4 protein-coding genes are annotated in these 13,667 nt (G+C 67.2%); 3 read left to right on the top strand and 1 reads right to left on the bottom strand.

The annotated features are described in order from the left end of the window. Nucleotides 1–173: 173 nt before the first annotated feature. Both ACZ0AA_RS10135 and ACZ0AA_RS10130 read left to right on the top strand, forming a co-directional pair. A complete protein-coding gene (locus ACZ0AA_RS10135; protein WP_400866653.1) occupies nucleotides 174–1,577 on the top strand; it encodes a DUF1254 domain-containing protein in 1,404 nt (467 codons plus the stop codon). A 127-nt stretch (nucleotides 1,578–1,704) separates the two neighbouring features. Further along, complete coding sequence (locus ACZ0AA_RS10130) at nucleotides 1,705–4,068, top strand: arylsulfatase (protein ID WP_463512851.1); 2,364 nt, start codon at nucleotides 1,705–1,707, stop codon at nucleotides 4,066–4,068. A 60-nt stretch (nucleotides 4,069–4,128) separates the two neighbouring features. On the opposite strand, the gene ACZ0AA_RS10125 is transcribed toward ACZ0AA_RS10130, so the two are convergent. Further along, nucleotides 4,129–4,494: a cupin domain-containing protein gene (locus ACZ0AA_RS10125; protein ID WP_400866647.1), complete on the bottom strand. Its 366-nt coding sequence runs from the start codon at nucleotides 4,492–4,494 to the stop codon at nucleotides 4,129–4,131. Between the two features lie 157 nt (nucleotides 4,495–4,651). On the opposite strand from ACZ0AA_RS10125, the gene ACZ0AA_RS10120 reads away from it, so the two are divergent. Continuing rightward, complete coding sequence (locus ACZ0AA_RS10120) at nucleotides 4,652–13,627, top strand: DUF5979 domain-containing protein (protein WP_463512850.1); 8,976 nt, start codon at nucleotides 4,652–4,654, stop codon at nucleotides 13,625–13,627. Nucleotides 13,628–13,667: the final 40 nt, after the last annotated feature.

Raw genomic sequence — 13,667 nt, 5'->3', positions numbered from 1 at the left:
ACACCGGTTCGACCCCCCGACCCCGACTCGCGTTCGACCTCCCCCCGATCGGGTGAGGCGGTCGTTGTCGGGGCGGGTGCACCGTGAGTAGCGTCAGACTGCTCGCGCCCGTGCTGGTGTTCAGAGCGTCCGGGCGGTCCGCTCGGACTTCGGCTGCAGCGGAGGGATGGACCGTGGGGATCGATGTGACGAAGCTGACCGGGCGCCTGGCAGCGGTCGAGATGGACGGGGAGCTGCCGACACGGTCTTCGATTCCGACGATCTTCGACGAGCTCGACTACCAGATGGCATGTCAGGCGTACCTCTGGGCGCTGCCGTTGGTCTCGTTCGCAGAGTGGCAGAGTCAGAGCCGCGAGGTCTTCGGCGCGACGCCCAACGACCTGGTCCGGTACCTCTCATACCGGGACCGGCTGGGCATCATCACGGCCAACGCGACGACCCCGTACATCCTGAGCTTCATCGATCTCAGCGAGACAGGTCCGCTGGTGATCGACTATCCGGCGGGACCCACGGCGGGCGGCATCGGCGACTTCTGGCAGCGCGAGATCGCAGCGTTCGGCGAGATGGGGCCTGACGAAGGAGCCGGTGGTACGTACCTCGTGCTCCCGCCCGGCTCGTCGGTCCCCGAGGACGTGCCGGAGGACTGGCGCACGGTGCAGTCCACCGGAGTCAACATCATGCTGGGCTTCCGCACGCTCGACCCTGACCCCGAGCGCGCCGCAGCGCTGGTGGCGGAAGTGCGGGTGCATCCGTTCAGCGAGCACGCCGCACCCCCGTCGACCCGAGTCATCTCGCCCGGTGGGAAGGCGTGGTCAGGCGATCAGCCTCGGGGCCTCGCGTACTGGAAGCGGCTGCACGCGATCTATCAGTCCGAACTCGTCGAGGAACGGGATCGCTTCTACCTGGCGATGCTGAAGCAGCTCGGCATCGAGAGGGGCAAGCCGTTCGAGCCGGATGCGCGACTGGTCGAGATCCTCGAGCAGGGTGCGGCCGCCGGAGAGTTGATGGCCCAGGCCAACACGTTCGCCAAGCGGTTCGACCAGGCCGGCTACTGGCCGGATCGCAAGTGGGAGATCGCCATCGTCCTGGACAATCCCACGCAGCGCGGCGACGATTACGACGAATTGCTGGAGCGCGCATCCTGGTTCTATGAGGCCGTCACCTTCTCTCTCGCCATGAAGAGCCAGACCCCGGGTGTGGGGCAGGCGTACCTCGGCTCCTACGTCGGCAGCGACGGGCAGTGGCTCGACGGGAGCCGGCACTACACCCTCCACGTTCCCGCTGACGTTCCCGCGAAGCTGTTCTGGTCTGCGACCGTGTACGACGTCGACACGCGCTGCCTGATCGACAACGATCAACAGCGCGGTGACCGCGGGTCTCGCGACTCCGAGCTGAGGGTGAACGACGACGGTTCCGTCGATCTGCATTTCGGGCCGACCGCTCCTGACATGGGCGAATCGAACTGGGTGCAGACCATCCCCGGGCGACACTGGTTCTCGTACTTCCGCTTCTACGGCCCGCTCGAGCGGTACTTCGACCGCAGCTGGAAGCTCGGCGACATCACGCCGGTCGACTGAAGGGGACAGTCCGCGGCGTGCGTTCGAGGGGGGTTCACCCGATCGGGGTGATGGTGCGGTGCGCCTCGTTCGGTGCGCGCTCACACTGACTGGAGATCATCTCCGACCTCAGAGCGCGAAGGGTGACATGAGCACGTCCATCCAGCGGCAGGTGCTGCCGATTCCCCACCGAAGCAGCGACTATCCGGCCACGTACGACGCGAAGGACCCCGACACGGCGTTTCCGCCGATCGAACCGCTGCTCCCTCCCGAGGGCGCGCCGAACGTGCTGATCGTGCTGATCGACGATTGCGGGTTCGGAGCGTCGAGCGCGTTCGGTGGCCCGGCGAACACACCGACGTTCGAGAAGCTCGCGGCACATGGCCTCAGGTACACGCGCTTCCACAACACCTCGTTGTGTTCCCCGTCGCGGGCGGCCCTGCTGTCAGGACGAAATCACCACACGGTCGGCATGGGCGGCATCACAGAGATCGCCACATCCGCGCCGGGATACAGCTCGGTTCGGCCCAACGACTGCGCTCCTCTAGCAGAGACTCTGAAGCTCAACGGGTATTCGACAGCACAGTTCGGCAAGTGCCATGAGGTGCCGGTGTGGCAGACGAGTCCGATGGGCCCCTTCGAAAGTTGGCCGTCGGGTGGCGGCGGGTTCGAGCACTTCTTCGGATTCATCGGCGGGGAGACCAATCAGTACGCGCCGGCGCTCTATCACAACACCACGCCTGTCGAGCCGTGGGGAACACCGGAGCAGGGGTACCACCTCACCGAGGACATCACGGATCGAGCGATCGACTGGGTGCGACAGCAGAAGGCGCTGATGCCCGAGAAGCCCTTCTTCACGTACTTCGCGCCAGGTGCCACTCACGCACCTCACCATGTGCCGACGGAGTGGTCGGACAAGTACAAAGGCGCGTTCGACGACGGATGGGATGTCGTGCGCGAGCAGACGTTCGCGCGGCAGAAGCAGCTCGGCGTGATCCCGGAGTCCGCTGAACTCACCGCCCGACACGAGCAGATCCCGGCGTGGGACGACATGCCTGAGGATCTCAAGCCGGTCCTCCGGCGGCAGATGGAGGTCTACGCCGGATTCCTCGAGCACACCGACCACCATGTCGGCCGTCTCCTCGATGCGCTGGACGATCTCGGGATACTCGACGACACACTCGTGTACGTCATCATCGGCGACAACGGTGCCTCAGCTGAGGGCGACGTGAACGGCTGTTTCAACGAGCTCATCAACCTCAACGGCGCCGGTGCGATGCAGACCCCGGAGTTCATGGCTGAGCGGATCGACGACTTCGGGACTCCGGCGGCATACAACCACTACGCCGTCGGCTGGGCGCACGCGATGAACACCCCGTATCAGTGGACGAAGCAGGTCGCCTCCCACTGGGGCGGCACGCGCACCGGGACGATCGTGCACTGGCCGAGCGGCATCCGCTCTGCGGGTGAGACCCGCGACCAGTTCCACCATGTGATCGACGTCGCCCCGACGGTGCTCGACGTGGCCGGCATCCCCGAACCCACGTTCGTGCACGGCGTGCAGCAGCATCCGTATGAGGGCGTGAGCATGACGTACACGTTCGACGACGAGCAGGCCGCGGACCGACGGCGGACGCAGTACTTCGAGATGTTCGTCAACAGGGGCATCTATCACCAGGGCTGGACGGCGGTCACCAGGCATTCGCTCCCCTGGGATCAGGGGAAGCCGTTGCCGCCGATCGACACGGATGTATGGGAGCTCTATGGTCCCGACGACTGGACGCAGGCCCACGACGTCGCGGCAGAGGACCCCGAGAAGCTGGCTCACCTGCAGCAGAAGTTCCTGCTCGAGGCGTCGAAATACAACGTCTTCCCGCTCGACGACCGGCGCATCGAGCGATTCAACTCCGACCTGGCTGGGCGTCCGACGTTGATTCGCGGCGATCAACAGGTGCTGTTCGGCGGCATGGGTCGGCTCACGGAGAACGTCGTCCTCAACGTCAAGAACAAGTCCCACGCGGTCACCGCCGATCTCACCGTGAGCGGCGAGGCGGCGTCCGGTGTGGTGATCGCCCAGGGCGGCGCTTTCGGAGGGTGGGCGCTGTACCTCCACGAGGGGCGTCCGACATACTGCTACAACCTGTTCGGGATGCGGCGCACCTATGTCCGCGCGGAAGACCCTCTGTCGAGTGGAGATCACCAGGTGCGGCTCGAGTTCGAGTACGACGGCGGCGGCCTGGGCAAGGGAGCCACCGCAGACCTCTATGTCGACGGCGAGCAGGTGGCGACCGGACGCATCGACGCGACCGTGCCGCTGGCTTTCTCCGGCGACGAGACCATGGACGTCGGCTCCGACACCGGCACACCCGTCAGTGACGACTACGACACCCGCAGCAGTACCTTCGGCGGCCGGGTGCACCGGGTGCAGATCGACCTCGGCGAGGATGCAGGGGCGCACGACCACCTCATCCGCCCGGAGGACCGCATGCGCATCATCACCACGCGACAGTGAGACGAGGGCTCGCTCACGCCGGCCGGCACGTTGCGGGAGCGCCTCTCACCCGGCATCGCGTCAGTCGAGCTCCTGCAGTTCGGCGGTCATGTCGCCCCCGGTGTCGCCGGTGTTCACGGTGCCTTTCGGCTCGAACAGAATCGCCTGGACCTCGTCCGTCGCCTTCGGGCAGTGCTCGACGCCCCGCGGAACGACGAACACGTCGTTCGGGTTCAGGATGACGTCGCGATCGCGGAGCTGGATCGTCAGCTGACCGCTCACGACCATGAACAGCTCGTCGGTGTCGGGGTGGGTGTGCCACACGAACTCGCCCTGCAGCTTGACCACTTTGACGTCGTAGTCATTGACGCTGGTCAGTCGATGGGGCTGCCAATGCTCGTCGATCGCCGAGAGAGCTTCGAGCACGTTGCGAACGTCGTCTGCCATACGAACGAGGGTAGTGGGGTCGGGCGGAGAAGCGCGCTTGCGGCGGGCCTTCGCGCCACCACCCGGTGTCACCCCGTCAGGGTGAGGGCGTCCTGTCGGTCTCTTCGGGACCTTCCTACGCTGGCCTGATCCACGCAGGCTCAGGGGGGTCATCGACATGGAACGGCGACGACGGTTTCTCGCAGGACTCACCGTGCTCGCGCTCGCCGCGGCATCCTTGGTCTTCGGAGCGGCGCCGGCCTTCGCGGTCGCTGCGTTCTCGATTCAGAAGACCGCGGTCGAGGCGGGCCCGTTCGGGCCCGGCGACACGGTGACCTATCAGATCACCGTCAACTGCTCGTCGGTGAACGACCCCGGCTGCCTCAACACCGTCATCAGCGACGAGCTCCCGGATCCGCTCCTGTTCAACCCGGCGATCGCGAATCCGGTCACGGTGCAGATCAACCCGCCAGCCGGACAGCCGACCGGCGATTACGACCTCGACGTGGACACCGCGGGGAACAGCTTCGCCATCACCCCTGGGCTGGATCTCACCGCAGACCCGGTCATCTGGCCCGCGGGATACAGCATGACCGTGACCGTCAACGCGATCGTGGATCCGGCGACCGACGGCACCTGGGACGGCGCGACCGTGACGAACACGGCCACGGCGGTCGCCGACAACGCTCCTGCCACGCCGGCGACCGCGGACGTCGTGCTCGCCGTGGACACGACGCTCGAGTCGAGCATCGACAAGACGGTCGCGCCGACGAGCACCCTTCCGGCGGTCCCCGGTGAGGTGGTCGACTGGACGGTCACTCCCGGGAACGCCTCGAACCAGAACGTCGACACGATCGTCGTTCAAGACCCGATCGTTCCTCCCGGGGACTTCGGTGGGTACCTCGATGTGACGGGCTACGACGTCACACCGCCGGAGGGAACGGAGTCGACGACGACGGAGTACTTCGTCGGCGGAGCCTGGACGACGACAGCTCCCGACCCCATCAGCGATTCCGCCGGTATCCGGGTGACCTTCACAGGCACGTTCGCGCCGGGGGCGACCGGAGAGGTCGTCGTCCACACGGTCACGAACGATGCCGTCACGGCGATTCCGGATGACACCGACGTGACCGTCTCGAACGACGCGTCGTCGACCGTCGCGCGCGGCGGAGAGACCAGCGACCCCACGACGGACTCTGCAGCCGTCGTGATCGCACAGCGTCTGCCCGATGTGACGATCGAGAAGTCGTTCAGCGACAGCACCCTCGTCAGCGGTCAGAGCGCGACGGCCAGCATCACCGCCACCGTCGGATCGCAGAACGTCCAGACGCTCACCGTCACCGAGCCGACCGAGGGCACCGCGACCTTCTCCGAGCAGGGACTGCAGTTCGACGGTTTCGGCGATGTGGAATGGCCCGTCGCCGCGACCGCTGCCGAGATCACCTATCAGTACAGCGACTGCGCTGCCAGCACGGAGTCGACGACCACGCCCGATACGCTGCCCGAGCCCACCGACGGCTGCACGGTCGAGGGATTCACGATCGTGTACTCGGCCGAGGGCGATGAGATCGTCGCCGGATCGTATGCGGCGATTCCCATCGACATCACGGCGCTGTCGACCGACGAACAGGTCGCGAGCACGAACGCGGTCGACACCGCTGCCGAGAACAGCGCCGGCCAGATCGGCATCGATGACGCGTCGGCCCCGTTCACGATCGACCCTCTCACGCTCGACACCTCCGTGACCAAGTCCATCGCTCCGGACACGATCTGGGGAGTGCCGGGAACCGACGCGGATGTCACTCTGACGGGCAACGTCACACCCGACTCCACGACGGGGTCCGAGCGGCTCGTCATCTCGGACCCGGCGTTGCCGCAGGTCGACACGGCGTTCTGGGATGCCTTCACCGCCACCGAGATCACGAACACCGACATCCCGGCGTGCACGACCCTCACCGTCCGCTACTGGCAGGAACCGGACGGGCCGTGGACCGACTTCCCGGACGCGACGGAGGTGCCGGGGCCGGAGTCGCTGTGGTCGTACGAGATCCCCGCCGAGCTCCAGGACGACATCGGCGGCATCCAGCTCGAGTACCTGCCGATGGACATGGAGGGCTGCCCTGAACTGCTCCCGCCCGGGTTCACGGTGGCCACCCACATCGGTGTCGAGGTGACCGATGCGCAAGACGACGAGGCGACATTCAACAACACCGCGCAGTCGCTCGTCGACAACCCGGATGCCGGTGGAGAGAAGACCGCGGACGCATCCGACCAGGTCGACGTGCTGCCCATCGACGGCGGGGTCGGCCCGGACTTCCTCGACAAGCAGTGGCTGGAGGACGACGTCCCCGCACTGTCGGGCGAACGCCGCACCGCCCGGCTCCTCTGGTCGACCGAGGGGCTGAACGTCAGCAGCATGACCCTCACCGACATCTCCGAGACGGCGGACCCGGCCGCTACGGCGGGATCGGTCTACGACGCGTGGAACCTCGTCGCCATCGATCCGATCACGGCGACGACGGACCCGCTGATCGCGGGCGACGTCATCACCGAGGTCTCCCTGTACCTGGAGGGTGCGGGATGGACCGACATCACGGCGGAGGCATGCGCGGAGGGGTGCGACGGAGAGTTCGGCGGCTACACGCTGAGTGAGACCGAGAGCGCCGCTGCTCTCGCGGTCAGGATCGTGATCTCCGAGGGGAGCGACGGCGAAGGCGTCGGGTCATCGTATGAACGACGTCCCGTGGATCTGCAGTTCCAGGTGCGCGACACCCTGCGCAGCGTCCCCTCTCAATCGGTGCTGGGCAACTTCCACGAGTACACCTACAACACGGACGACGCCGGGCTCGTCGACAACACCGCCAGCGCCCGCGGTGTCAACGAGGCGACCGGGGTCGACAGCGTCGACGAGGCGAACGACACGATCCTGATCGTCGATCAGCCGATCAACGCCACCCTGACCAAGACCTTCGATCAAGACCAGCTGGGCCTCCCCGCCGTGGACCCGCCCGCGGACCCCTCCGACTACCCGCTGATCAGCGCGACGCTCGTGGCGACGAACATCTCTGCTGCTCGCGTGTCCGGCATGGTCATCGACGACCCGACCGCGGGGGATGCGCTGCCTGACACCGCGTTCGACACCCTCGATCTTCACGACATCGATGCGATCGAGGTTCCCGCGGGCATCACCGAAGCCCAGACCACGGTCACTCTCACGCGTGGCGCGATCGCCACGGAGTACTCCTATGCCGACGCCCTCGAGCTCGACGCCACCGACCTCGCCGACGTGACGGGACTGTCCGTCGCGTTCCGCTCGGACGACGGGACCCCGGCGATTCCGACCGGCGCGTCAGGCCGAGTCCTGCTGACCTGGCAGCTGCGCGACGTGCTGAGGTCGAATCCTGCCCAGCAGGTCGCCGTGACCCCGGCCGGCGAATCGATCGTCAACGACGCCCACGTGCAGCTCGAAAGCCCTGTGCTCGACGGCTGCGCCGACAACCAGTGCGGCACGGGCATCGCGGATGCCGCCGACGAGTTCGCGATCGTCGCAGCGAGCTATGCGATCGAGACCACCAAGACGATCAGTCCCGAATCCGTCTATGAAGACGAATCGACCACGTACGTCACCGAGCTCGGCGGACGCCCGAACGGAACCGCACGCACCACCTCGTTCGAGCTGACGGACACCACGCCGACCTTCTGGAACACGATGGACTTCGCGGGTGCGCAGATCGCCGTCCCCGCCCCGGTGAACGAGGTGGCCATGGACGTGCTCGTCGACGACGACGCGGCACGTGACGTCGAGTACGCCGAGGTCGCGGGCACTCTGATCGCGACCTGCAACGGTGCACCGGTGACGGACGCCTCGCCGTGCTGGGTGAGCGGAGACTGGGTCGCATCGCCGACCCCCTCGACGGTTCAGCTCGACCCGCCGACGGGTGTCGACGCGGACACGATCGTGGGCGTGCGCTTCAGCGCCCGTCAGGTCGACGCCGACGGCGACGTCCTGCAGTGGGAGCGTCCCTTCAACCCGCAGCTCACGTTCTCGCTCACCACCGAGCGACGCGAGTTCCTGCGCAGCGATCCCGACGTCTTCGTCTCGACCACGCGACCCGATCTGCAGCCCAACCCGGGCGAGGCCGAGCGGGGCGTCATCAGCGACGATGTGCAGTCGTACAGCACGGCGCAGTTCGGTCCGGATCAGGTCTTCGAGCAGGAGGGAGAGGCATCCGATTCCACCGTGGTGCTGCATCGACCGAACACGGTCGAGGTCACGAAGACCCGCGGCTCGTCTGCACTCGTCAGCGCCTCCGGCACGATTCCCTACGTCATCACCGTCGCCAACACCGGGCAGTGGGACATGACCGGTTTCGAGGTGGTCGATCAGATCGAGACGGATGCCGAGGGCTCACTGCTCGTCGAACCCACCCCGCCGGCGTACACCTTCGCGCTCAGCGGCTCCGGTGCCCCGACCGGGGACCCCGGCTTCAGCGCCGAGCTGGATGAGAGCACCGGTCTGCTCACCATCTCTGCTCCCGACGACTTCGTGTTCGAGGCCGGTTGGACGCTGACGGTGACCGCGCCGTTGCGGTTCCGCGACGACCTCACCCCGGACACGACCGTCGGCAACACGGTCACCGTGACCTCCGACCGCCTCTTCGAGACCTGCCAGGGCACGACGGTGATCGACGGCGCCGATCTCGCGCCGAAGACCCCCGAGTCGGGGGTCGCGACCTGCTCGGCCGACACCGAGGTCACTCCGCTGGCGAGTGCGGCGATCTCGGCGAAGAAGTACGTCAAGGGAACGGCGGCCGGCGACCCGGCCACAGTCGACGACGATCTCGGGGTGCTCAACGTCGAAGGCGACGCAGCGGCATGCGATCCGACGCTGCCTGGCGTAGTGGACGACGGCTATTACTCCTTCCCCTGCGCCCCTGTCACCCGCCCCGGAGGTGAGGAGTCCTGGCGCATCGACTTCACCAACAACGGCAACACCAGTGCGCGGGTGGTGGCGGCGGTCGACACCCTGCCCACCGTCGGCGATCAGGGGGTCATCGTCGCCGCGGATCGAGGATCCCAGTTCCCGGTGACGCTGTCGGGAACTCTCGCCGCCAACTTCGCATCCCTCCAGGACAGCGCGTATGCCACCTACGGCATCTACCTCTCGCCGGCTCAGCTCAGTCAGTCCTGCAACGACAACGCGATCAAGGTGTTCACGGAAGACGCCGCAGCAGACCCCGCCTGCGGCTTCGACTGGACCCTGGCGGATGACACGACACCGGCCGAGACGCTTGCTGCCGCTCGCAGCGTGCTTCTCGTGCTGGAGTACGACAACCCGGACGCCGTCTCGCCGGCTCCCGGCCTTCGTCCGGGAGAGACACTGCGCCTCACCTACGAGACCCAGACGCCCCTCGTGCTGCCCGCAGCGTCGGCCGTGCCCTCGGGTCTTCCCGTCGCCTACAACTCGTTCGCCACCGCGTCCCGCTCGAATGCCACGGTCTCGCAGCCCGAGCGGCCGTCGCTCGTCGTCGAACCGCAGAAGGTGGGCGTCGCCGCGGCCACCGGCCAGCTGCTCCTGGCCAAGGATGTCCAGGCGCCCGAGTTCGCCACCGATATCGACCTGCCCGCGAGCTATCCGCTTCTCGTCACCTGCACCTCGGGTGGCGAGGACGTCACCCTGCTGCGAGCCGACGGCAGCGATGCGAGCCGGCCGTCGGTCGATGCCGACGGCACCGTGCTCCAGTACAACAGCGAGACCGGGCCCGTGAATCTGCCCCTCTTCTCGACCTGCACCGTCGCCGAGGACCCCCTGATCCCGGGTGTGACCGTGACAGTGGATCCGGCAGACGGAGTGACCGCCGATCGCGACTGGAGCGAGGAGCCGTCGATCTGGGATCCCTACAGCGGCGACCCCGAGCAGTCGGCGATCACCGTCGTCAACGAGTACGCGGCCGGAGGTTTCTCGGTCGTGAAGGACGTCGACAACGGCGGCGCGTCCGACGAGAACGGCGATCCCGTCACCTACACGCGCTCGTACTCGTTCGAGGCGAGCTGCATCTACCTCGGGCAGGAGACGATCCCCGAAGCCGATCGCGAGTTCACCCTTCAAGACGGAGACACCCGGACCTTCTCCGATCTCCCCGCAGGGTCCGAATGCTCGGTCTCCGAGACCGACGCGGGTGGTGCGCCGCAGACCACCATCGTCATCACGGAAGACGGTGAAGCGGGCGACGAGGTCGTCGCCGACGAGACGTCGTTCACGGTTCTTCCCTATGACGAAGGGTCTTCAGCGGCGCTGACGGTCATCGCGGTCGAGAACGCGTTCACGACCGGCGCGGTCGAGGTCACGAAATTCATCGCAGGAGCCGGAGGAGACGAGTGGGGCGGCGCGACCTTCACCGTCGAGATGGTGTGCACCCTCGAGGGGGCGAGCCCGGATCCTGTGTACGCGGGTTCTGCGACCCTCAGTCGGGACGACCCCACGTGGCTGGTAGAGGATCTTCCGACCGGGGCCGAGTGCACGGTGACCGAGACCGGCAACGGCGGCGCCAACTCGAACACGGGTCCGGTGGTGGTGGTCGTCGGGGACGACCCGTCGACCCCCGTCGACGCCGATGTCACGAACACGTTCACCGTCGGCGCGCTCGAAGTGCAGAAGGAACTGACCGGGATGCCGGCTGCGGAACTGGATCCCGCGACCCAGGACGACTACCAGGTCAGCCTCGCCTGCACGCGCGAGATCAACGGCGTGACGACCGATGTCGAGATCCCCGGCGGGCCGACTCGGACGATCGTCGGTGCCGGAAGCGCCCTCTACCAGGGGCTTCCGACGGGAGCCGCGTGCACGGTCTCGGAGCCAGACGCGGGTCACGCGACAGACACCACGATCAGCCCCGCACAGCCCGTGATCATCGGCGAAGGGATCACGCCCATCGAGGTGTCTGTCACGAACGAGTTCGACAACGGCTCGGTGTCGATCGAGAAGACCGTGGACGCCCCCGACGGGTTCCCTGTGCCGGCCGAGTACACGGCGACGGTGTCGTGCGACTGGTTCGGCGCCGAGGTGCCTCTGGCCGACGACGGGGTCGTCACGCTCGTTCCGGGAGCTGCCCCGGTCGTCATCCCCGACGTCCCGGTCGGCTCGGTGTGCACCGTCGTGGAAGACGACGCGGGCCAGACATCGACTGCGGTGACGCCCGACTCGATCACGGTGTCGCAGGCAGACGAGGTGTTCGCGCTCGCCGTCGAGAACTCGTACGAGTGGGCGGCGCTCGAGGTGGGCAAGATCGTCGAGTCGGACAGCCCGTTCGTGCCCACAGGTTTCGAGTTCGAGGTCGTGTGCACGTTCCGAGGAGAGACCGTCGTGGACGACACGTTCACGCTCGACGCCGGGCAGAGCGAAGTGATCTCGCCCATCCCCGCGCGATCGGAGTGCACGGTCACCGAGACCGACGACAGGGGAGCCGACGACACGATCACCTCGGCCGAGGTCACCGGCGCAGAGGGCGAGCTGGCGCCGCAGATCGATCAGGAGAGCCGGACGGTGGTGATCCCCGAGCTGCAGCCGGGCGCCGACACCACGGTCAACACCGTCACGTACACCAACCTCTACGACGCCACGGCGCTGCTTCTCGTGAAGGAGTTCGAGGGCGGCGGAGCCGAGCAGTTCGGCCTCGATCAGACCTTCGCATTCGACGTCGTCTGTCTGCTCGCCGGCGAGACGGTGCTGTCGACCTCGGTCGAGCTGAATGCGGCGAACGGATGGTCGACGCCGCTCACGGATGTGGTCCCCGGGTCCGAGTGCACCGTCACGGAGGACGATCTCAACGGGGCGGATGCCGTGGTGATCGAGCCCAACGACGGCGCGGACACCTCGGTCGGCATCGGTGTCGTCCCCGTGACCGGCGGCCTCGTCACGGTCACCGCGACGAATTGGTACCTCACCGGTTCGCTCGAGGTCACGAAGACCTTCGCGGGCGACGGGGCGAGCAAGTTCGGCACGGGGGAGTACGAGCTGCGACTCACGTGCGTCCGCGACGGCGAGAGCGTCGACATTCCCGGCGGTGACGTGCGCACGGTCAGCGCCGACTCGCCGACGGCGCTGTGGGAGGCGCTCCCGACCGCATCCGAATGCCGTCTGACCGAGGTCGACGACGGAGGGGCCAGCTCGACGGAGATCCTGAACGACGCAGGAGAAGTGGTCGCAGGCGATGGCGAGAGCTACGTCTTCACCGTGCAGACGGATCCGGCGATCCTGAGCGTCGATGATCAACCGCAACCCGGACTCGATGTGAGGAACACCTTCGACCTCGCGCAGGTCTCGGTCTCGAAGACGGTCGACGACGGCGGCGCGGTCGACGCAGACGGCGAACCGGTCGCCTACGGACCCTTCGAGGTCGCGCTCGAATGCGTGTGGGAGGAGCAGCAGGTGCAGGCACTGGAGCCCATGACCCGGACGATAGCCGACGGCGAGACGCTCATCTGGACCGAGCTCCCGCAGGGCGCCGAGTGCGCGGTCACGGAGACGGAGTCGGCCGACGCCGAGTACACGACCCTCGTCGTCACGGAGGGCGGGCAGGCGGGGGAGCCCACCACGGGCACGACCGCGGAGCTCGGACCGCTCCCGGCCACGGATTCGCCGGACCAGACGTCGGTGGCGATCACCAACGTGTTCACCACCGGGGTTCTCAGCATCGCGAAGATCGTCGACGGGTCGGGCGCAGACGGGGTCTCCCGGCTCTTCCCGGTGCGGGTGACCTGCGTGCTCGTCGACTCCTCGCATCCGGAACCGGGAGTCGTCGTCGTCGATGCGACGTACGAGATCGGCGGACCGAACCGATCGACGGCGCGGATCGAGGGCCTGCCGTCGGGCAGCGAATGCGTGGTCACCGAGACGGACACCGGCGGCGCGACGGCGACCACGGTGACGGTCGACGGCCAGGAGGCGCCCGGAGCCTCCGCCACGGTCGCGATCGCGGATCAGACGACCGGCATCGTCTTCACGAACACGTTCATCGCCCCTCTTCCCTCGACCGGAATCGACGCCCGCGGGGCGTGGCTCGCGGTCGGCGTCGGCATCGTCGTGCTCGGAGGAGGACTTCTGCTGCTCATTTGGGCCAGACGGCGCCGGCGCGGACTCCAGCTGGCCGGGTAGCAGTATCGGGACGCCGTACTCCCTAGTCCTGTCCACTGTC

This window comes from Microbacterium sp. AC035 (genome assembly GCF_979258485.1).
The sequence above is the reverse complement of the archived record's forward strand: the minus strand, read 5'-3'. Positions and strand labels throughout refer to the sequence as shown.

Coding starts and splice junctions, on each gene's coding strand:
- ACZ0AA_RS10125 (WP_400866647.1), bottom strand. CDS start 4,494: ATGGCAGACGACGTTCGCAACGTGCTCGAAGCTCTCTCGGCGATCGAC.
- ACZ0AA_RS10130 (WP_463512851.1), top strand. CDS start 1,705: ATGAGCACGTCCATCCAGCGGCAGGTGCTGCCGATTCCCCACCGAAGC.
- ACZ0AA_RS10120 (WP_463512850.1), top strand. CDS start 4,652: ATGGAACGGCGACGACGGTTTCTCGCAGGACTCACCGTGCTCGCGCTC.